Here is a 23,144-nt window from a genome sequence, read left to right as displayed (position 1 = left end):
GCGGTCAACAACCCAATATTTTTATTAGATACTAAGCTTTTAAAAAATGGCTTAGTATATTGATAATCAATATATTAAATATTTTTAAAGATATATATTAAGCTGGAAGATTGTTTTACCCTGCCAAGAGACTTTAAGAATGTAACCAAGCCTTGCAATGCCCCTAATAATAAACCAAGCAGACCTTTATTTCCCTTATACTTTTCTGAAAGCATAGAAACGTAGAAGCCATCAAAATGCATAGGGAGAATTTTAGATAGTTTAAAGTTGTTGTTTGAAGCTAGTTGGGTAATAGTCTCTGCACTAAAGTGGTTTAGGTGTCGAGGCACATCATATGCAGCCCAAAGTTGATCATAGTGAAGGGCATCGCTCGATTGATAATTGGGTACAGCAACAATAAATGTTCCGTTGGGTTTAAGAATAGAATGAATAGCACTGAGGTATTCATTAAGGTTACCAACATGTTCTAAAACATGAAACATGGTAACTGTTGTTACAGATTCAGCGTTTATAGAAAATAGATGTTCTGAAGGATGTATATCTAACCGAAAATTTTTGATTGCGGTTTGCCTGGTTTGTTCATCAGGTTCAAGGCCAAAGCACTTTATAGAGTTCTTTTGTAAAGCATTTAGCAAATGCCCGCTACCGCAACCAATATCTAGAACATACTTACTCGTTTTATATTGATCATATGTATTAATCAATTTTACTTTTTGTTTAAGGGTATAGTTTCGTACTAGATGATATACTTTATTTACAAAACCCTCTTTGGTGCCAGAGTGTGATATATAGGCCGTGCTTTGGTAGTATTTTCCTAAATCGTTGTCGGCAGGTCGTGGATTGGTAAACTTAAACGTGCAGTTGCTGCATTCTTGAATTGTGAATGTTTCACGTGAAACAGTAAAATCTTCGCACTTTATGAATGCCTTAAAATGATTTGAATTACATATTGGGCAAGTGGTAATGGTTATCATAGTAGATTTATCTGCCAAGGTGCGCTATTAAAATAGAAATATCTGCTGGGCTGACACCGCTAATACGCGAAGCTTGTCCAAGGGTAAGAGGATTTATGTTTAGCAACTTTTGCCGCGCTTCGTTGCTTAAAGAGTTTATTTTGGAATAGTCCAATTTATTTGCTAACTTTATTCCTTCTAGTTTTATCATCTTGTCAACCATTTCTTGTTCCTTATCGAGGTAGCTTTCATACTTCATTTGAATTTCGGCTTCTTCTACAATCTCCAAATCGGCATTACAAATCTCTTCAAGTTTGGTTTGTACTTTTGAAAGATGGCCAACTATATCGCTCATACTTATTTGTGGACGCATCAATAGTTGAAATAATTTTTGCTTTTGAGTAGCTTCAGATGTTTCACGTGAAACAAGCAGTTCATTAACTTCTTCAGGTTGCACCCCTTCCGATTTAAAGAACTCAATAATCTCTTTTGTTTTAGCAGTCTTACCCACAACTTGCTCAAGTCGCTCATTGCTTGCTAGCCCTATACTATGTGCCAAGGGCGTTAGTCTCAAGTCCGCATTATCCTGGCGCAATAAAGTCCTGAACTCTGCCCTTGATGTAAACATTCGATATGGCTCCTCAGTGCCTTTTGTAACCAAGTCGTCAATAAGAACTCCTATGTATGCTTCGTTTCTCTTTAAAATTAGCGGTTCATTTTCATTAATCTTTAAATGTGCATTTATACCAGCCATTAAACCTTGACAAGCGGCTTCTTCATATCCGGTTGTACCATTTATTTGCCCTGCAAAATAAAGATTCTTAATTCCCTTGGTTTCCAAGGTTAGGTTCAATTGCATTGGAGGAAAATAATCGTATTCTATTGCGTATCCCGGTCTAAATACCTTCGCTTTTTCTAATCCGGGTATTTGATGCAAAGCATGCAATTGAACATCTTCAGGTAAGGAGGTGCTGAATCCATTCAAATATATTTCGCAAGTATTCCAACCTTCGGGCTCCACAAATAGCTGATGACGCTCGCGGTCAGCAAACCGATTTATTTTATCTTCTATGCTTGGGCAGTATCGTGGACCAAGTCCTTGAATGCGTCCAGCAAACATGGGGCTTTGTTCAAAGCCCGTTCTTAAGGTTTCGTGAACTGCATCATTTGTATAGGTTATCCAACAACAAAGTTGTTGGTTGTTAGCACTTTTAAATGGAGATGTATTGCTCAGGTATGAAAACTTGCCAGGGTTCGAATCACCTTCCTGAACATCCATTTTGGTATAATCTAAACTTCGACCATCCAATCTTGGAGGTGTTCCGGTTTTCATTCTACCTGCTTCAAAACCAAGTGAGATAAGCTGCTCTGTCAAACCGTGTGCTGCTTTCTCTCCCGACCTACCTCCACCAAACTGCTTTTCACCAATATGTATTATTCCATTCAAAAAAGTACCGTTGGTAAGAACTACAGCTTTGGCATGAAACCTAACGCCCATACTTGTTACAACACCTGCAACGCGATTATTTTCAATAATCAATTCTTTGCCCATGTCTTGCCAAAAATCAACATTGGGTGTTTTTTCGAGCATACTTCGCCATTCGGTAGCAAATAGCAATCTATCATTTTGGCTGCGAGGACTCCACATGGCAGGGCCCTTGCTTCTATTCAACATACGAAACTGAACCATACTCCTATCACTTACAATTCCACTGTATCCTCCCATGGCATCAATTTCGCGCACTATTTGTCCTTTTGCTATACCGCCCATAGCCGGATTGCAACTCATCTGAGCAATGGTTTGCATGTTCATAGTAATAAGCAATACTTTACTGCCCATATTGGCAGCAGCTGCAGCAGCCTCACATCCGGCATGCCCTGCTCCTATAACTATAACATCGTAATTTGTATACATTTAATTGATTATCAAATTATTATGTATGGATTAAGCATGGATTTAAGTTCTATTTTGATTTTTTTCATTTAAACTAAATATAAAATACTTAACCCATCAACCGAAACAAAGGTAATAGTAAAAATGTATAAATTGAAAAGATTAAGTTGAATACAAAAAGCATGGAACGTATATGGTAAGGGTTACAAAGTGCAAATATAACCAATAGCGCATGATTAAAAAATTCAATACTTAATGAGTTTTTGTTATGATCTAAAGCGAAATATTAAAAATCGCACTAATTGAATGGGTACATAGTTCAGACAATTTAATTATTTTTTTTAACAATTTATTTTCTTGTTCGCGCAAATCCTATATCTGCTTTTGGTTGCTAAAATAAAATAGAATCAATTCTTCTTAAAAACAATATTTTTAGAAAAATCTAATATGAAAAAACTCGCATTAATATTACTTGCATTTGTTTCAATGTCAAGTTGTAACAAGGAAAAAAAGGAAGATATTGAGCAAGATAACGAACATTCGTTTCAAATCTTATCTAAAATTACTGACTAGGATAAATACGATAAAATGCTTAGGACTGCCGCATTAGGCTTACTCGATTTATCTAAAAATACGCAATTTAAAACTATTGTAAATAAGGAGGTAAGTAAACAATTTGATGGCGATGATAATGCATTATTGAAAACAATAAATTTAGATGTTCAAAATGCCTTACCTCAATCTTTTTATGCAACTATCTTAAAATATGCAAGCACCCTGAACCTAGATGTCTATACTACACTAACTGAAATAACAGAAAGCATTAATGGCTTTACATATTTTAATGATTCTGCATATATTCAAATTTATATACCTAATTATCCGAATACAAATTTAAATAACGATCCTATTATTTGTTACAATTTAAATGACGATTCCATTTTACCTGGTTTTTATATAGATAATAATGGGATTGTTCAACCAATAGAAGTGGATGAACAAATGGCAATTAATAGTAATGTATGGGTAATATCGGTAAGTGAAACTCAAGGAATTAAGTCAACCGCTTATGGTACTAATGTTGCAGGAGTACCTGCAACAGGTGAGGATTTAATTGTAAGTTTGGATAGTGCAGTTTATTACGACAAAAAGGAAGGATGGGGAAATGGCAGAGCGGACATTGCATATATTACATTTAAATATAGATATTGTGGAGAACCAACGGTATCCTCAGTAAATGAAACTAAAAAGGCAAAATTTGGAGATGATATTTTTGATAGAATATCAGATGCAAAATTAAGTCAAAACATGGTATATTTTCCTAATTTTTTAATTGCAAATGAAGCAGCTGAAAATGACATTTTCAGACCAGACGAAACGCTTTGTATCTTGTTTTACGAAAAGGATAGAAGGCGCAAATTTGAACAACAAATTTTGTGGGCTTCTTGCTTTCCGTTTTATTTTACGTATTGTTCCAAGCAAAATCCATATTTGACCAGTCAAACAGGAAGAAACCAATATGGTCTGTTCTCCACCTGGTATCCATTAATATTAACTGATTCGCCTGCCGGCCCTAGTTATATTTCGGGTAGTGGTGCGGATTTTTACATAAGTTTAAAAAGTTGGCCTTTATGAAGGCAAAGTTATTATTTGTCTTTTTTATTATGTCTGGTAATCCATTATTCTGTCAAAAGGCGAACTTATTAATAGAATTAGGTTATCACTTGCACATTTACGAAAATAGATATGCCGTATGGTCATCTTTGGCTACCTACTCATTTCAATCTCCTTATTTGGGCTTTTCCAAAGAGTTGAATAGCAAAAAAAAATCCAATTATAGTTTCAATCGCTTTTTATAATAATGCGCAACAGTATAGTCTAAAGTCAGAAGCTGGCATAATTCCTCGGATTTCTCAAAAAACAATTTATCAGTTTAACCGATTCATAATTAATCCTTCATTAAAGATGCAGAAGAAATTACATCTACACAAAAAGGAAATAAATATTAGCTTTGGATTAGGATATTTATTTAATTTTTACGGGACGGAACGTGGATTGGGAGCGAGTGAATTCTTATCTGGTACTAAATATTATCCTAATTTTGTTGATTCGGTTAAATATACCCTGTTCACTGATAATACCAGACGAGGCACAGTTTCGTTACAAATGAATTTAAGTTACCTAATTATTAATAAGGAAAAATGGAATCTTTCCTTATTTATTAATGGCGTGGCAGGACTACAAACCACATCATTCCAATATATGAATTACTCCATATATTTTTTTGATGGGAGTTCATTATCCAAGAAATTTTATTCAACTACAAACGATAACAGTTTAACTTTCGGAATAGGACATCGTTTTTGAAATTTTTTTAGAGAATAAGGTTTATTGAAATATACAATAGAAACAAATCTTTTGTAAAACATAAGGAAATATAAAAAAGTGGTAATTAAAATTTGTGAGCAATAACTAAAGAAACGTATATGGTGTTAGTTACACAACCCTCACCTCTTTTTATACTTCTTGGTGGCAAGTGGTTTTGCAGATGTTGGCATCCTAACCGATTGTTCAAACTCATCGTACAATCCAAATTCAATTTGCCTTCGTTCAAGATCTGTTTTCTTAACCACCACCTTTATGCTGTCACCAAGTCTATATTTTTTGCCTTTCCGTGTTCCACGTATGCAATAACTTTTTTCATCTAGTTCGTAATAATCATCGGCCAGATCACGCAGTCGTATTAATCCTTCGCACATACTTTCGGTAAGTTCTATAAACATTCCCCACTCACTTACACCGGATATTACCCCATCAAAAGTATCGCCAATGTGGTTTTCGAGAAATTGTACCTGTTTGTATTTAATTGAAGTACGCTCTGCCTCAGTAGCATTTACTTCTTTGAGCGAGGCATGCTTGCATGCCTGCTCATACCAATTGGCTTTTTCACTTTTGCCATTATCTAAGTAATGCTGCAATAACCTATGTGCAAGTACATCGGGGTAACGCCTTATAGGTGATGTAAAGTGAGAATAAAATTCGAAGCCAAGTCCGTAGTGCCCGATGTTTTCGGTGCTGTACTTTGCCTTGGCCATACTTCGTATGGCAAGCGTTTCGAGCATATTTTGTTCCGGCTTTCCTGAAATTTCTTGCATCAGTTTATTTATGCTCTTGCTCAGATTTTTTTCTGTTTGTAAATCTAATTTATAACCAAAGCGTGCAGCAAATTGTGCAAACTGCTTTATCTTATCAGGGTCAGGTACATCATGTATGCGGTAAACAAAAGTTTTAGTATGTGGATGTTGTTGTTTTGCATCGGCCGATTTATCATTTAAATAATAATTCGCACCAAATTTCCCTACAAAAGTTGCAACACGTTTATTGGCAAGTAACATAAACTCTTCAATAAGGTGGTTACTGTCTTTCATCTCTTTTAAATACACACCTATAGGATAACCAACCTCATCCAATTTAAATTTTACTTCCGTTTTGTCAAAGTTGATACTACCATGTGCAAACCTATCTTTACGCATTGCCTTGGCAATGGTATCAAGCGTTTTTAACTCATCGGCAAAAAGTCCTTTTTTATTTTCGAGCATCACCTGCGCATCCTCATAAGTAAAACGATGGTCACTGAAAATTATAGTACGCCCAAACCATTCATTCAATAATTTGCCGTGTATATCCATTTCAAATACTGCGCTAAAACACAGCTTCTCTTCTTTTGGCCGCAGCGAACAAACATTGTTAGAGAGCTTTTCGGGCAGCATGGGTATTACACGATCAACTAAATATATAGAGGTAGCACGATCATACGCTTCTTTGTCGAGCGCACTGTCATTAATGACATAATGTGAAACATCGGCTATATGTATTCCGATAGAATAATTCCCGTTTTCAAGCTTTTCAATGGAAAGCGCATCATCAAAATCTTTAGCATCAACCGGGTCAATAGTGAAAGTTGTGATTTTACGGAAATCGCGCCTGCGGGCAATTTCTTCTTTAGATATTTCAATAGGAATATTTTCTGCCTCCGCTTCTACCTCTTCTGGAAAAGCAAGTGGAAACCCATTTTCGACAAGAATGGCTTGCATTTCGGCATTGTTTTCTCCAGGGCGGCCAAGTACCTGCAGTATTTCTCCTGCAGGGTTGTGCATATCCTTGCGCCACTCGGTCATTCGCACTACCGCTTTGTCGCCATGTTTGGCACCATTAAGTTTATGAGGCAAAATAAAAATATCTACCGTGGCTTTATTCCCATCCGGAACAAGGAAAGCATGTTTACTTACTATTTGTACTACACCAGCAAATTCGGTGCGGGCACGCTTAATTACTTCTATCACTTCCCCTTCTGAGCGATGGCCACTTCTTCTGGCAAACAAGGATACTTTTACGGTATCATTATTTAACGCATTGAGCGTGTAGCGGGGAGCTATGTAAATGTCTTTTTCATAATCTTCGTTCATTACATAGGCACTGCCATTGCTGGTAATTTCAATGCGGCCTTCTACGTAAATCGTTTTAGGCACAAGGCGGTACTTTCCACGAATTACTTCCTCTATCGTTTTTTCATTTACCAGCTCTGTTAACTGTGCCTGTATATGATTGCGCAATACATCTTCATCAGGACGATCGTCAAACAGAATCATCGCCATCTCTTCATCCATCTGATTGATCAGCTTGGCTAATTGTTTGTAATTGAAAGGCTTGAAAGGGTGCTTGTTAAAAGCCTTTAGCAAAGCTGCCTTTAGTAGTGTTGTAAAGTTGGCAGGTAGTTTACGTTTGTTAAGTTTCATATTTATATAGTAAAAGCCGATGCAAAGGTAACGTATATTATTGAATCTTTTATTTTAATAAAAGGTAAACAAAAGGGCCTTTGTTGTGAACACAAAAGGGAGGCCCATTACACCTAAAATAATTAGTAACCATAACTATATACGTTTTGCCAGAAAACCGGTAAGATTTACTTTTTAAAAAATGCAGATTCACGTGGAGGATGAAAACCGCAAGCAAGGAAGTTGGGCAATGATGCCCTAACATATTGCCGAGCAAAGCTAGGCAGGTTTTAACCATGCCGATTTCGTAGCTGAAGCTACCAAACATACCCAGACAGAATTTATCCATCAAAAAAAAAGTATAAAATTTATCCATCTAAAAAACTAACAAGGTATTTGACTACATTTGCACGCTTATAAAAAATGGTTATAAACAGGCAATCATGAGTACAATACTGGGCATACATGCAAGAGAAATTTTAGATTCACGTGGCAACCCAACCATCGAGGTAGAAGTTACTACAACGAATGGAATTTTGGGGCGCGCTGCGGTTCCTTCCGGAGCTAGTACAGGAAAACACGAGGCGGTAGAGTTGCGTGATAATGATAGTAGCCGATACCTGGGCAAAGGAGTATTACGTGCAGTTGAAAATTGCAATACTGCCATTGCTGAAGAACTCAACGGAGTTTCGGTATTTGCACAGGCGGATATTGACAACATCATGCTACAGTTGGACAATACACCCAACAAAGCAAACCTTGGTGCCAATGCTATTTTAGGAGTTTCGCTTGCGGTGGCACATGCCGCTGCACAAGAGCTTAGCCTGCCTTTGTTTCGCTACCTGGGCGGTGTAGCTGCCACTGAGTTGCCTATTCCAATGATGAATATATTGAATGGCGGTGCACATGCCGACAACTCTATCGATTTTCAAGAGTTCATGGTGATGCCTATTGGGGCCGATACCTTTGCTGATGCTTTGCGTATGGGTGCCGAAATTTTTCATAGCTTAAAAAAAGTACTTAAAGACAATAATCTTTCGACCAATGTGGGAGATGAAGGTGGCTTTGCACCTAACATTAAATCGAACGAAGAAGCAATACAAATGGTTCTTAAAGCCATAGAAAATGCCGGATATAAGCCGGGCGAAAATGTATATATCGCTATGGATGCTGCTGCTACCGAGTTTTATGACGAGGCTAGCGGAATGTACATTTTCAAAAAATCGACAGGCGATAAACTTTCAAGTGCTGAGATGGTTAACTATTGGAGCGATTGGTGTAAGAAGTATCCCATTATCAGCATCGAAGATGGATTGGCAGAAGATGATTGGGATGGTTGGAAAAAACTTACAGACGCTTTAGGGAAAAAGATACAGCTGGTAGGTGACGATTTGTTTGTTACCAACCCTTTACGTTTACAGGATGGAATAAATAAGGGTATTGCCAATTCGATTTTAATAAAGGTAAACCAAATAGGCTCATTAACCGAAACGATAGATGCCGTGCAATTGGCCAAGCGTAATAACTATACCACCGTTATGAGCCACCGTAGTGGCGAAACGGAAGATAGTACCATAGCCGATTTGGCAGTAGCGCTAAACTGTGGTCAAATAAAAACAGGGTCGCTGTCGCGTAGCGATCGTATGGCAAAGTACAACCAACTACTTCGAATAGAAGAAATACTTGGAAGTGCAGCCATTTATCGTGGCCGTGAATTTAAATTTGCAAGATAATTGCTACGTAAATTTTGCCTTGACCAGCCATGCCAAACGAAAACGAACATATTAAGCCTGAAAATCTGGATTTGCCGGAAGATCACGAAGAACTCGATACTGATGGAGAAATTAGCGATGATACTTCGATAGAAGGAGACGAAGGGTATCCCAATTGGACAAGGGGAATTAAAGAACCATCAGGAAGACGCAGAGTAAAAAGGCGCATCAAGGTTAAAAGGAAAATTAAAGTAAAGAAAAAAAGCAGTAATCGTAATACTAAAAAACTGGCTGAGCGCATAATTTGGATAGTAGTAATTATTGGGTTTATTATTGCCCTTACTATCATGATAAGAGAAATGGATATTTCGGATGAGAAGTATCGGAGTAAAAAGAAATCGTATTATGAAGTAAAAGGCCTTCAGGAACTAACGTTATTAAATAAAGGAAATCTGATATAAAAAGTTGTTTTTTTTAAAATAAAATGGAACGCATAAAGCAAAAATTTATTGAGAAAGCTACACCCGTTGCAGCGCAAATCAAAGACATTGTTAAGCAGCATGGAAACTTTAAGCTAGGCGAATATACGGTAGAGCAAGTATATAGTGGCATGAAAGGGATGATAGGTATGATTACCGAAACCTCTAAACTGGATAGCGAAGAGGGGATTCGTTTTCGTGGTTATTCTATTCCGGAATTGCGCGAAAAATTGCCGCATAGCAGTGAAGGACCAGAACCCTTGCCCGAAGGAATGTTTTATCTATTGCTTACAGGCGATTTGCCAACCGAGCAGGACGTTAAGGAAATTAATAATGAGTGGATGAAGCGCGCTACCGTGCCAAAGCATGTATTTGATATGCTTGATAAGTTGCCGGCCAAAACACATCCTATGACGCAGTTTAGTATGGCTATAATGGCATTACAAACTGAAAGTCAATTTGCACAACGCTACCGCGAGGGAATGAACAAGAAGGAGTATTGGGATCCCATGTTTGAAGATGTAATTACCCTGATAGCACGACTACCCAGAATAGCGGCTTATATATATCGCAACATGTATAAAGGAGGAGTACATATTGAACCAAATCCTAAATTGGATTGGGCTGCCAACTTTGCCCACATGCTTGGGTTTGACAGCCGCGGAATGCGCAAATTGATGCGCCTGTATTTAACCATACATGTTGATCACGAAGGAGGAAATGTATCAGCACATACTACACATCTGGTTGGTAGTGCCTTGAGCGATGCCTACCTATCGCTTGCAGCAGGAATGAACGGATTGGCAGGCCCATTGCATGGCTTGGCTGCACAAGAGGTTGCACGTTGGATATTGGAATTGCGCGAAGAGTTTAGAGGAATGCCTAGTAAAGAACAACTTGCTGCATACATTAAAAGCACACTTGCCGAAGGACGCGTTGTGCCCGGATACGGGCATGCCGTTTTACGAAAAACAGATCCTCGCTACACAGCGCAACAGGATTTTGCAAAAGAAAATATGGCCGATGATGAGTTGTTTAAAATTGTACAGTTACTATATGAAGTTACTCCCGAAATATTGAAGTCAACAGGTAAGATTAAAAACCCATGGCCTAACGTTGATGCGCATTCAGGTATATTACTTATGCATTATGGATTAACAGAGTATGACTTTTATACCGTATTGTTTGGAGTATCGCGGGCTATTGGAGTGCTTACATCGTTGCTTTGGGATAGAGCGCTTGGCTCGCCCATCGAACGGCCAAGTTCGGTAACCACACAATGGATTCAAAAAAAGATTGAAGAAAATATTGTACCGGTGATAGACTAACTAATAAACTGTTATAAATGTAATCGCCCCGATTTTGCTGAAGCAAAATCGGGGCGATTTTTTTTGCATATCCTACAAAAGAAATCAATTAATAAGGAATTAAACACACACTTCATTTTATTTAAAATTTCCACTCCTCACTAACATCCCAATTAGACCGGATATTGATGGTCTTAGGAAAATAATGCACACGTTCAGGTTGTCTTTTAGTATAATACATACCCGAATCAAATATGCCATTGCCATTATTATCATCAATTAATTTTACACGATACAGCATTGGCTCCAGATTATTAAATTCAATTTTTGTTGAATTCAATTTTTGTGCTGCCACCACCTCATCTTTTTCAGTTACCAGTTGAATAATTTTATTGTTGATGTCAAGATTACTAACGGTTACTGTAAACGTTCCGTAGTATCTTGGTTCGCGGGTATTCCAGGTAATGATAGTGGTATCGTTTTTATTGCCTAGCAAATCGGTAAATGCACCGGGCAATAAACTTAGCTCATATCGTTTGCCGGGAAGCATGTTGTGGTTCATCACCAGTTGCATACGATGCTCGTTAGCAAAGGTTAATACTATGGGACTTGTAGCAATACTATCTATGCGTAAAGTTATTTTACTGCTGTCGATAGTTTGAACAGGAAATTGAAAATTCAAATGCAGTAATTTTCCTAGGTCGAGAAAATTGCCTGATAGATTAGAAATAATGGAGCCGCCTAAAGCGGTTTCACCACGGCCACCTGAAGCGGAGCGCTTCGATTTTAATTCTATAAAAACGGTATCGAGCAATAGGCTGCCGTTGCGCAATACCATGTTGAGGCTATCAGCCATGCTATCATTATAAAACAAGAATAACGTATCGTTGCCCAGGTTTTTTATGATGGTACATTTTTCTTTGCTGATAGATTTGTTTAAGACATCGAAATCAAAATCTGGCACTGCTGCAGAGGTGATAATTTTTATACGGCCCTTCAAATCTTTTTTAGCTGATTTTAGTTTTGGAAAATAATCGCGCTCATTAAACATAAGCATCGTTGCCATACTATCACGCGGTATTTGCAATGATTGCGTGTTAAAAGCAATCATGTCTGCCCCTTTTTCAAACATTAGATTGTTGCTAACATCCTTCATTCCAAAAAGCTTGTAAGTTCCGGGGCGAATATTTTTTATAGTGAAATTTCCAGATTCGTCAGTGAGGCTGTAATAATCGGGCTCGTGTTTATAAATGCAACTATCATCTGTGTCACTATACAACATTGCCAATACGCTTTTCTCTGCATGCAAGTCGGAGGCATGCAAAATAGTTCCCGAAAATTTTAACGAATCAATTATACTGCCCGTGCTGAAAACAAACTGAAATCCTCCATAGGCATTGCCTTCATGCAAATCAGTAATGGCATTTCCAAAGTTAATGGTATACGTTGTATTGGGAGTAAGACTTTCTGGTAACTTTAATTTTAAACGATTCCTGCGACTGCTTACTTCAGGCTTTGGTTGCATGATTGGCGATACAATTACTTGCCTGTCAGCTTGCGAGAGTACAATGTTTTCATCAAATACAATTTCAATTTCGTTTCCGGTAAAATTAGTAGCATAGTTTGCAGGCAAAGATTTGACATAAGCAGGTGGTGCAGCATCCTTGGTGCCACCGCTGGGAACAACACGAATGGCGCAGCTTGTAAGCAAGGCAAGCAAATAAATTAGAATGCTTAGTGATGATATTTTTTTAAGTATGCGCACAAGTTTGCTTATAAAGCGCAAGTTGAAAAATTAAATCGGGAGTAAAAAAGGAATAAAAAAATTCAGTTTAGAATAGCGATGCTATTAACAAGATTAGACTACTTCTATCGAATTAAAGATGCTTTGAAAAATGAGCAACCCATCTGTATTGCCCAGTGCGGCATCGGCTGCTCGCTCAGGGTGTGGCATCATACCAAAAACATTTTTGGTTCGGTTGGATATGCCCGCTATGCAATCCATGCTGCCATTGGGATTGGCATCACTTGTAACCACAGCATTGGCATCACAATACTTAAATACGATTTGATTATGTTGATAGATATCGCGCATGGCATTATCGTCCGCATAAAATTTTCCTTCTCCATGAGCAATAGGAATTTTTAATGCTTTGGTTGTGCTAAGTTTGCTGGTAATAATAAACTCATCGCTTATTGCTTTTATAAATACATTTTTGCAAACAAACCTCCTGGTATTATTGTGTAGCAGCGCCCCGGGCAACAGATGTGCTTCGCATAATATCTGGAACCCATTGCATACTCCCATCACAAAGCCACCCTTATCAGCAAACTCGCACACCTCTTGCATGATAGGCGAAAAGCGTGCTATAGCCCCCGAGCGCAGATAATCCCCATAACTAAAGCCACCAGGCAAGATAATAAAGTCGCAGCCTTGCAGGTCGTGATCTTTGTGCCATAACCGCACCACCTCATTTTTATATTTGGCTTTCATGCTTTCAAGTACATCTATCATGTCCTGATCGCAATTGCTGCCGGGGAATACAACTACTCCAAATTTCATTTCGGTAAACTTTTTTTTTGCGACACAAAGTTATTATTTATTTTGTGCTCATTCGATAGATGGTTTTTGAATTTTTTATTCGGCCATTGTTCTCAAATTTGACAATTAACTTGCTGCACAAAATTTACGAATATTAAAATGAAAAAAACATTTCTTCTTTTCCTGACCATTTTAGCTGCGCTGCACCTAAAGGCACAGTACAACAACCGCTTCAACGGGCAAGGCGACTTTAGCGATAAGTTCAATGCAGTGCTTACAGACAATAGCAATAATAGTTATGCTGCCGGATATTCGATTACACCTTCAAGCAATCGCGATATTTTGCTGGTAAAGTATGATCAAAACGGAAGCCTGATTTGGAAAAACGTGTATGATGGTGCAGGTAATGGCCCCGATGAAGCATTGGCCATAGCCATTGATGCCAGCAATGTTTATATAACCGGTTATCAAAAGGGAGCAGGTACCGGTAACGATTTTATTACCATTAAATATGACTTGAATGGAAGCATTGTGTGGACAGTTGCGTATAATTATCTAGCCAATGAGTCTGACCAAAGCAATTCTATAACCACTGACAATAATGGCAATGTTTACATAACAGGTCAAAGCGACATCGACCCATCGGTAAATAGCAATGAAGATTATGTTACCATCAAATATAATAGCGCAGGGCAACAGCAATGGGAAAAAAGAAAAAATGGTTTTGGCAACGGCACCGACCGTCCGGTAAAAGTACTAACCGACAATAGCAATAATGTGTACGTAACCGGCCGCAGCAATAATGGGCAAAACGATGATTACATGACCATTAAATATAACGATGCAGGGCAGGAACAATGGGTGAAGTTATTTGACCGTAATGATAACGACCGTGCTACAGATATGGTGGTTGACAAAACCTGGGGCGATGTAATAGTTACCGGCCGCAGCGACAATGGTAGTAATTTTGATTATGGAACAGTAAAATACAATACCTTAGGAACCCAGCAATGGCAGGCCATACATGATTACCTGGATGATGATCGCGCTACCCACGTTGCCTTGGATGGGCAAGGCAATGTCTTCGTAACCGGGCAAAGCGATTTCGACCCATCGGCCGGTATCAATTTCAACATCACTACCGTTGTGTATAATAACACTGGCGTATTTCAATGGAATATAACATATGCAGGTGCTGCAGGTAATGATGAAGTGCCTATGGGTATTGTTCCTACAGGCTTTGCAGAGTGTGTAATAACTGGCTATACCGATACCGACCCAACCGCCTCGATTGTAAACGATATGGTTACCCAGCGTTATGATGCTGCGGGTAATGTAATGTGGACGCAAACGTATAACCATACCGGTACAAGCAACGACCAGGTGGGGGCAGCAACCCGCGACCCAAACGGGAATATAGTTGTGGTAGGTTTTACCGAGACCGCACCTAATATGGATGCATTGGCATTATGGTATGACATGGCAGGCAATAATACCCACCTTGCCTCATACAATGGCTCTGGCGATAATTTAGATAATGCACTAGCTATGGTGACCAATACAGCAGGAGAAGTTTTTCTTGCCGGTTACACCACTACGTATCAACAGGATCGCAATATGTGTATTGTCAAAATTGATGCAAACGGCAACACCGCATGGAGTAAACAATATAACGGAACCTCATCCTATAACCCTGACGAAGCGCATGCTTTGGTTATGGGTGCAAATCATATTTATGTTGCCGGTTACTTACGAAATAGCAATCAGTCGTTTGATTATTATACGCTCAAATTAAATTTATTGGGCGATACAGTATGGACCCGCTCTTATAATTATGCTGCCGTAAATGGTAGCGATAAAGCGTTTAGTGTAGGAATTGATGCAAGCGAAAATGTGTATGTGGCAGGGCGCAGCGATCAATCGCCAAACGCAATATCTAACAACGATGCGTTCATTATTTGCTATCAAACCAATGGTACTAAAAAATGGGATAAGCGTATAAATGGCAGCGGTAATGGTGATGATGAATGGATTACATGCAAGGTAACAACTGCCGGTAATGTATATGCCGTAGGTAACACCTACAACGGCTCTAACACAGACCTATTAATTGCAAAATTTGATAATGCCGGAAACCAGCAATGGCTTAAAACTCTTGATGGTGCCAATGGAAATGATGAAGCCCGTGGCATGTACCTCGACAATAATGAAAATGTATATGTAACTGGTTTTGCAACTGCATCGGGAGGAACCTATAAGGATATAGTTACACTTAAATATGACAATGCAGGTAACTTGCAATGGAACAAAACTTACAGTGGGCCGGGAGGAGCAAATGATAATGGCAAAGCCATTACTGCCGATGGTGCAGGCAATGTGTATGTGGCAGGCAATATAGATATAGACAATGATACACTTACCTCCAATGACGATGTTGTGGTGTTGAAATACGATGGCAATGGAAACTATATATGGGCACAAGCAAATAATGGAGCCGCTATAGGTAATGATGATGCAAGTGATATTACTATGGATGCGGCCGGAAATATTATTATTGCATCTACCATGGACAACACAACCAATGCGATACCCAATCTTGACTACGCAACTATATACTACGATGCTAATGGGCAGGTTAAAGGTAAGCTCGTGTATAATGGTTCGGCTGATAGTACCGACTCGCCCAATGCCTTGCTGTTACACAACAACGCTGTTTATATAACTGGTGGTAGCGGAGGCGTAAATACACAACGCGATATGCTTACGCAATGTTTTAATGTGGTACAACTTGATATTAACAATGAAACCGGCAACAGGCAGGCCATTAAAATTTTCCCTAATCCTGCCACTACGCTGTTAATGATTGCTGGCGACTATCAACAGGCTGTTACCGTAACCATACATGATGCGAATGCGAAGTTGATTTTTCAAAAAAATTTTGATGGCGATGTTTCCCCTTCTATAAATGTGAGCGCATTTGCACAAGGAACATATACCATAACCGTTACAAACGAAAGCGGAGAAAAAAAGGAATCAAAATTTTTAATTCAAAGATAAATAAGCATGAAGAAAATTATTGTGTGTATGGTAATTGTCGCCCTTGCGGCCACATCCTGTAAAAAGGAACCAGGCATAGGAGGCGATGCAAGCATTAAGGGTAAAGTATATGCGCGCAAGTATAATACAACATTTACCAACTTGCTATCGCAAGGGTATGTACCCGATGCTGATGTATATATTATTTTTGGTGATGACCTTACCTATAGCGAACGCATCCGAACCAACTATAATGGCGAGTTTGAGTTTCCGCATTTATATAAGGGAGATTATACGCTTTATGTTTATTCGAAAGATTCAGCTGCCATTGTTAATCAGCAGGTTTTGCCTGAAGACTCTGCCGTAGTAAAAAAGATTAGCATAAGCGAGCGCAAGCAAGAAGTAGATGCCGGTGAAATGATAATTTTTAAATAGAAATAGGATGCAAAAAATTAGTTGGATGGTATGCCTGTTGTTTTGCGGTAGCGTGTACGCCCAAACCAAAAAGGTAATTCGCGAGGCCGGAGTGCGAAAAGAAATAACCCTGACCTATGAAAAAAAGGAAGATAAAAACACAAGCAAAACCTTGATTACGGAATATGATACTAACGGAAACATCCTAAGTCAGGAGCAGTATAATTCCGATAGTAGTTTGGTTAGCAAAGAAATATTTGAGTATAACAAACAGGATGACATCATCAGACACAAGGAGTATGGCAAAAACAATTCGTTAAAAAAACACACCTACTATCAGTTTGATAATCTAGGCGACTTAACCGAAGAATTTGAATACGATGAAAACGGAGAGCTGAAAGAACGCACCACCCTACATTATAATGGTTTTGGTTTGAAAGATGAAGCGCGCACCTATAATACAAAGGGAGAACTTAAAAAGCGTGCTACCTATGTTTATAATAACAAGAACCTGCTAACCGAGCGAATTACCTACAATGCCGAAGGCAATGTAGTGTCAACCAAAAAAGTAGTTTATCAGTATAAATAATGCGCTTCCTCATAAATGTAACCCTAGCCGTATTAGTTGCCACTGAATGTTACAGTCAGCAGCAGGATGCCGGATTGCGCCTAAATCTTGAAATTGAAAAAAAGGTAACCAAGCGGTTGTCAGTGTCATTGATCAACCGACTAACGTTTAACAACAATATTACAGAATGTGGCAGCGCCTTTACAGGCATAGCTGCCGGTTACAAATTAAATAAATGGCTCACTATAGGTGGGCAATATCGTTTTATGCAAAACCGAAACCTTGATAATTTTTATGACGACAGGCAACGATTTATTGGCGAGTTATCGGCACAAAAAAAAATTGGAAAAGTAGAAGTTGGCATTCGCATGCGTTATCAAAGTACCATCAATGGCATTGCTATAACCGAAGCATATCAGCACCAAACGCGCGATTTGTTGCGTGCTCGGGTGCAAGTACGTTACAAGTTAAGTAAAAAGTACTCGGTTGCTTTACGCGAAGAAATTTTTTATCGCCTTGGACAACTAAACAACCTGCAAGGTATGCGAACCTCAGCCGCCTTCTCTTACAATGTAACCCGACATCATCAACTTGATTTGCTCTATTTTGTTCATCAAGAGCTTAATCTTAAAGCAAACGATACAGATTTTATTTTTTCGGTAGGTTATGGATTCACGTTTTAAATAGTCCTATTTCTTCAACATACCTATTAATTTCATCCATCCCCCGGCAATAATTAGTAGGCTATAGATTTATTTTTTTATTTTTGGGAAATGGTTGATTGGGGGGGGAGTTGAAAAACCTTGATGCGTTATCGGAATGTGAAGCATCTATTATCAAGGTAAAGGAATTCAACTTACAGTACCCACAACTTTAAATTAGAAATAGCTATGTCAAAAAATTTGGGCGACTTATCGGGACGGAAAGGATTAAACTATAATCTGTTTGAAGAGTTAGGTATTGCAGCATCGCAACAGGGAACACCAACTGCCGAAAAAATGGAACAACTCCGCAAAGAATTCCTCGTAGGCATGGCGAATGTTTATGGTACTGTTACCTTTTACGATTTTATGCGCCCCGAAAACAAAGGCAAGAAAGTATATGTTTGCAATGGATCGGCATGTATGACGGCAGGTACACAACAGGAGGTACATACAAAATTAGGCGCAGCTTTTAAAGCCGATGAAATTGGGGAAATGTGCTGCCTGGGGCGTTGTCATCAAAACGCAGCCTTTCATTATGCAGGGCATAATTTTTCGGGTAGCGATATTGATAACCTGGATACTATACGAACAAAAGATACCGGCACCACCGAAAAGTATCATGTAGGCAACTATGGTACTGCAATACTAACTGCACCTTATGGCGAGGTAAGCGACTATTATGATATTTTTAAAAAATGCCTGGCACAATCTCCCGATGCGTTATTAGCACAACTTAAAGACTCCGCTATTCGTGGGCGTGGAGGTGCAGGATTTAGCATGGCCTTTAAATTGGAGTCATGTAAAAATACCACTGACCCAACCAAGTTTATCGTTTGCAATGCTGATGAAGGCGACCCCGGAGCATACAGTGACCGTTACATCATGGAGCAGCGCCCACACGCTTTGCTTATGGGAATGATGATAGCCGGATACATTACCGGTGCGGCATATGGGGTGGTTTATATTCGTGCCGAGTATCCGGAGTCAATTGCAATTATTGATGAAGCCATCAATCATCTGCGTGAATTAAAATTACTTGGCAATAATATCTGTGGCACCAACTTCAATTTCGATTTCAAAATAATAAAAGCACAAGGGGCATATATTTGTGGCGAAGAAACGGCTTTGCTCTCCTCCATCGAAGGGCAACGTCCGGAGGTGCGCGTGCGCCCACCGTACCCAACACAACAAGGATTATTTAATAAGCCTACCGTAGTCAATAATGTAGAAACCCTGGCCAACCTGCCATACATTATGCAGCATGGGGGCAAAGCATATGCAGCAATTGGTAGCGCCAAATCGAGCGGAACCAAGTTGGTCTCACTCGATGGGTTTTTTAATAGACCCGGCATTTACGAAGTAGATTGCGGCACCCCATTATCAATAGTTATAAATGATTTGGGAGGAGGCTTTCGACTTCCTGTTAAGGCCATGCACATTGGAGGACCTTTAGGAGGACTTGTTCCGATTTCAAAAATAGATAGCTTATCAATCGATTTCGAAACATTTGCAAAAGAAGGATTCCTGCTCGGTCATGCTTCGGTGGTTTGTATTCCCGAAAATTTTCCGTTGATAAAATACATTGAGCACCTGTTTCAGTTTACTGCGCATGAGAGTTGTGGCAAATGTTTTCCGTGCAGGCTTGGAAGCACGCGTGGTTACGAACTTATGCATAAGGCACAAACCAGCGATTATAAAATTCCTTACGAGCTCATTACCGACTTGCTCGAAACATTAGAAACAGGTTCTTTGTGTGCCTTAGGCGGTGGATTGCCATTGCCTGTAAAAAATGCATTGAACTACTTTAGTAACGAACTTTCTCCATATTTTAAAAAATAAATACGATGGAAAAATTTGTCTTTATAAACGATAAAAAATTCCCCATACAGTCGGGCGATACTATTTTGAAACTGGTACGCAGGCATTTTGGTAAGGACTTTGTTCCTACACTGTGCGATGCGCCTAACCTTGAACCTTTTGGTTCTTGCCGAGTATGTAGCGTAGATGTGGCACTTGTGCAAAACGGTCCGGCAAAGGCAATGGCCTCGTGCCATACGCCTGTTATCGAAAACTCGTATATCTACACCGATAGCGAACGTATTACACGATTACGCAAGAATATTATTGAACTTGTACTTACCGATCATCCTCTTGATTGCCTTACCTGTGAAGTAAACAATAATTGCGAGTTACAAACCGTAGCTGCGCGTGTGGGCATACGCAAGGTGCGCTATCCCGAAGGAAAAAATCACCTCAACCGCGAAAAGGACTTGAGTCATCCTTATATGACCAGCGATTTTTCGAAATGCATAAATTGTTTTCGTTGTGTGCGTGCTTGCGATGAAGTGCAGGGCCAATTTGTGCTCAGCATGGCCGGTCGTGGATTTGATAGTCACATTGTTAAAGGCGATAACAAAACATTTTTCGAATCGGCATGTGTAAGTTGTGGCGCCTGCGCACAGGCATGCCCCACCTCTGCTATATCGGATGTGTTTGAATCAAAATCAATTGCCATAGATAAAAAAGTACGCACCATATGCACGTATTGTGGTGTTGGTTGCAACCTCGATGTGGCCGTAGATAACGGACAGGTTAAGTCGATACAGGCACCGTATGATGCCGAAGTAAACCAGGGACATACCTGCCTCAAGGGGCGTTTTGCTTTTTCATTTTACAAACATCCAGAGCGTATACAAACACCGTTAATAAAGCGTAATGGAAAATTTGAACCCGCCACCTGGGACGAAGCGTATGATTTTGTTGCAACAAAATTTTCGGAGATAAAGAATACACATGGACCCGATGCGTTGGCTGGCATTTCATCGGCACGGTGTACGAATGAGGAAAATTATTTGATGCAAAAATTTTTCAGAGCCGTAATAGGTACTAACAACATTGACAGTTGTGCACGCGTGTGCCACTCGCCAACAGCACTGGGAATGCAACGCACCTTTGGTACCGGTGCAGCTACTAACTCCATCGAAGATCTTAAATACACTGACCTCATCATGGTAATTGGAGCCAATCCTACAAGCGGACATCCGGTTACTGGAGCCAAGCTTAAGCAGTTGGCCATGAAAAAAACCTGCATTGTTATAGACCCTCGCAGAACTGAACTTGCAGAGTATGCCACCTATCATTTACAATTGCGCCCTGGCACTAACGTGGCCATGCTAAATATGCTGTTGTATTACATTGTTGCCGAAGGTCTCGAAGACAAAAACTTTATCGAAAATCGAACCGAAGGGTACGAAGAATTTCGACAGCACATGCTGAAACAGAATATGGACGAGCTTGAAAAAATTACCGGTGTAAAAAAGGAGCTTGCTCGCAAAGCCGCCATGGCGTATGCCAGTGCGCCTAATGCCATGTCGTTTCATGGTCTGGGTGTTACCGAGCACTCGCAAGGAACGTATACTGTAATGCTTATTGCCGACCTTGCTATGATAACCGGAAATATTGGAAGGCGTGGTGTAGGAGTAAATCCATTACGCGGACAAAACAATGTGCAAGGTGCTGCCGATATGGGTTGTCAACCACATCAGGGTGCCGGTTATCTGGATGTTACTAATACCGAATATCACCACCGCTATGAAGAATTTTATAAAGCCAAACTGCCTATACATGTAGGATATAAAATTCCGCAGATGTATGATGCAGCATTGGCGGGCAAGCTCAAAGCGCTATGGATAATGGGTGAGGATAATGTGCAAACCGATCCCAATACAACACATGTGAAAAATGCGCTGAGTAAATTAGACTTACTGGTTGTGCAGGAATTATTTATGACCGAAACAAGCAAAATGGCCGATGTCATTTTACCTGCCTCATCGTTCCTCGAAAAGAGTGGTACTTTTACGAATGGCGAACGAAGGATACAACGTGTGCAGGAAGTGGTAAAACCATTGCCGGGAACCAAACCCGATGGACAAATTGTGATAGACCTGATGAACCGTATGGGTTATGCTCAAGCGGATTATGATCCAAAAACATTGCTCGAAGAAATAGCGCAGATAGTACCATTTTTTGCCGGAGTAAAATGGGATGAGCTTGGCGACAATGGCAAGCAATGGCCAGTGTTGCCTGATGGTAGCGATACAGAGATATTGCATACCGATACATTTAAACGGGGCAAAGGAAAATTCCAGACTGCCACGTGGCTCGAATCCGAAGAAATTGTAAAAAATGCCGATGAGTTTCCTTATATACTGACTACCAATCGCGAGCTTGAGCATTACAACTGTGGCACTATGACACGTAGAACAGGGAATGTTGAAATATTAAAAGATGATGTGCTTATTATTCATCCTGAAGATGCAACCAAACATCAAATTGCCGAAGGAGAATATGTATGTGTAATAAGTGCTCGCGGAAAAATTGATGTAAAAGCACGCATTAGTGATGAAGTACGCCCCGGAGTATTATCAAGTACTTTTCATTTTCCTGATATACATATGAATGACCTTACCAGCAGCGTTGCCGATAGCGAAGCCATGTGCCCGGAGTATAAAGTTGTTGCAGTAAACATTCGTAAAAGCAAGGGACAACATAAAATACTTGCTGAGGCAAAAGGATAAGCTAAGCCAATTAAATTTGTGTCGAGTCCAAATTAGAACGAATAAATTTAAGGCATGGTATACGGTGGTAGTTACAAAAGGCAAACGAATTTTTTTACATACTACGTTTTTAGAAGGAAGTTCTTTTGACATGAAGAATAATGAAAGGGTGCATCAATCATATTCATCATCATCCTAAATTAG

At 39.4% G+C, this 23,144-nt stretch carries 16 protein-coding genes; 11 read left to right on the top strand and 5 right to left on the bottom strand.

Annotation, left to right across the window (positions count from 1 at the left end):
• Positions 1-74: 74 nt before the first annotated feature.
• Positions 75-992 (bottom strand): class I SAM-dependent methyltransferase, encoded by a 918-nt coding sequence (locus IPO27_07090; GenBank protein MBK8846338.1) that lies wholly within the window; start codon positions 990-992, stop codon positions 75-77.
• Complete coding sequence (mnmG, locus tag IPO27_07085; protein MBK8846337.1) at positions 982-2,868, bottom strand: tRNA uridine-5-carboxymethylaminomethyl(34) synthesis enzyme MnmG; 1,887 nt, start codon at positions 2,866-2,868, stop codon at positions 982-984. Before mnmG ends, IPO27_07090 begins: the two co-directional genes overlap by 11 nt.
• Before the next feature lie 567 nt (positions 2,869-3,435).
• On the opposite strand from mnmG, the gene IPO27_07080 reads away from it, so the two are divergent.
• A complete protein-coding gene (locus tag IPO27_07080; GenBank protein MBK8846336.1) occupies positions 3,436-4,482 on the top strand; it encodes a hypothetical protein in 1,047 nt (348 codons plus the stop codon).
• A 330-nt stretch (positions 4,483-4,812) separates the two neighbouring features.
• The gene (locus IPO27_07075; GenBank protein MBK8846335.1) at positions 4,813-5,214 is read left to right on the top strand and encodes a hypothetical protein; all 402 of its coding nucleotides are present in this window, start codon (positions 4,813-4,815) and stop codon (positions 5,212-5,214) included.
• 140 nt (positions 5,215-5,354) lie between these two features.
• On the opposite strand, the gene rnr is transcribed toward IPO27_07075, so the two are convergent.
• Positions 5,355-7,643 (bottom strand): ribonuclease R, encoded by a 2,289-nt coding sequence (gene rnr, locus IPO27_07070; protein ID MBK8846334.1) that lies wholly within the window; start codon positions 7,641-7,643, stop codon positions 5,355-5,357.
• A 422-nt stretch (positions 7,644-8,065) separates the two neighbouring features.
• On the opposite strand from rnr, the gene eno reads away from it, so the two are divergent.
• From eno to IPO27_07055, 3 genes are read left to right on the top strand one after another with little or no spacing between them, the layout of a single operon-like run.
• Complete coding sequence (gene eno, locus IPO27_07065; protein ID MBK8846333.1) at positions 8,066-9,355, top strand: phosphopyruvate hydratase; 1,290 nt, start codon at positions 8,066-8,068, stop codon at positions 9,353-9,355.
• A 29-nt stretch (positions 9,356-9,384) separates the two neighbouring features.
• Complete coding sequence (locus tag IPO27_07060; GenBank protein ID MBK8846332.1) at positions 9,385-9,795, top strand: hypothetical protein; 411 nt, start codon at positions 9,385-9,387, stop codon at positions 9,793-9,795.
• A gap of 23 nt (positions 9,796-9,818) precedes the next feature.
• Positions 9,819-11,141 (top strand): citrate (Si)-synthase, eukaryotic, encoded by a 1,323-nt coding sequence (locus IPO27_07055; GenBank protein ID MBK8846331.1) that lies wholly within the window; start codon positions 9,819-9,821, stop codon positions 11,139-11,141.
• Between the two features lie 121 nt (positions 11,142-11,262).
• Here IPO27_07055 and IPO27_07050 read toward each other — a convergent pair whose 3' ends face one another.
• Entirely contained in the window at positions 11,263-12,885 is a 1,623-nt protein-coding gene (locus tag IPO27_07050; GenBank protein MBK8846330.1) for an Ig-like domain-containing protein, read from the bottom strand.
• Positions 12,886-12,978: 93 nt separating this feature from the next.
• Complete coding sequence (purQ, locus tag IPO27_07045; protein MBK8846329.1) at positions 12,979-13,683, bottom strand: phosphoribosylformylglycinamidine synthase subunit PurQ; 705 nt, start codon at positions 13,681-13,683, stop codon at positions 12,979-12,981.
• Between the two features lie 138 nt (positions 13,684-13,821).
• On the opposite strand from purQ, the gene IPO27_07040 reads away from it, so the two are divergent.
• The 6 genes from IPO27_07040 to fdhF all read left to right on the top strand — a co-directional run bounded on the left by IPO27_07040 (position 13,822) and on the right by fdhF (position 22,961).
• Positions 13,822-16,719, top strand: coding sequence for an SBBP repeat-containing protein (locus IPO27_07040; protein MBK8846328.1), 2,898 nt, complete (start codon positions 13,822-13,824; stop codon positions 16,717-16,719).
• Positions 16,720-16,725: 6 nt separating this feature from the next.
• On the top strand, positions 16,726-17,133 hold the full coding sequence (locus IPO27_07035) for a hypothetical protein (protein MBK8846327.1): 408 nt from the start codon (positions 16,726-16,728) through the stop codon (positions 17,131-17,133).
• A gap of 7 nt (positions 17,134-17,140) precedes the next feature.
• A complete protein-coding gene (locus IPO27_07030) occupies positions 17,141-17,701 on the top strand; it encodes a hypothetical protein (GenBank protein ID MBK8846326.1) in 561 nt (186 codons plus the stop codon).
• On the top strand, positions 17,701-18,363 hold the full coding sequence (locus tag IPO27_07025; protein MBK8846325.1) for a DUF2490 domain-containing protein: 663 nt from the start codon (positions 17,701-17,703) through the stop codon (positions 18,361-18,363). The genes IPO27_07030 and IPO27_07025 overlap by 1 nt, the downstream gene beginning before the upstream one ends.
• A gap of 207 nt (positions 18,364-18,570) precedes the next feature.
• Complete coding sequence (locus tag IPO27_07020) at positions 18,571-20,223, top strand: NAD(P)H-dependent oxidoreductase subunit E (protein ID MBK8846324.1); 1,653 nt, start codon at positions 18,571-18,573, stop codon at positions 20,221-20,223.
• A gap of 5 nt (positions 20,224-20,228) precedes the next feature.
• Positions 20,229-22,961 (top strand): formate dehydrogenase subunit alpha, encoded by a 2,733-nt coding sequence (gene fdhF, locus IPO27_07015; protein ID MBK8846323.1) that lies wholly within the window; start codon positions 20,229-20,231, stop codon positions 22,959-22,961.
• Positions 22,962-23,144 lie beyond the last annotated feature (183 nt).

The sequence above is a fragment of the Bacteroidota bacterium genome (genome assembly GCA_016714535.1).
Taxonomy (GTDB): Bacteria; Bacteroidota; Bacteroidia; order AKYH767-A; family OLB10; genus JADKFV01.
This window is presented reverse-complemented; position numbering and strand designations above follow the sequence as displayed.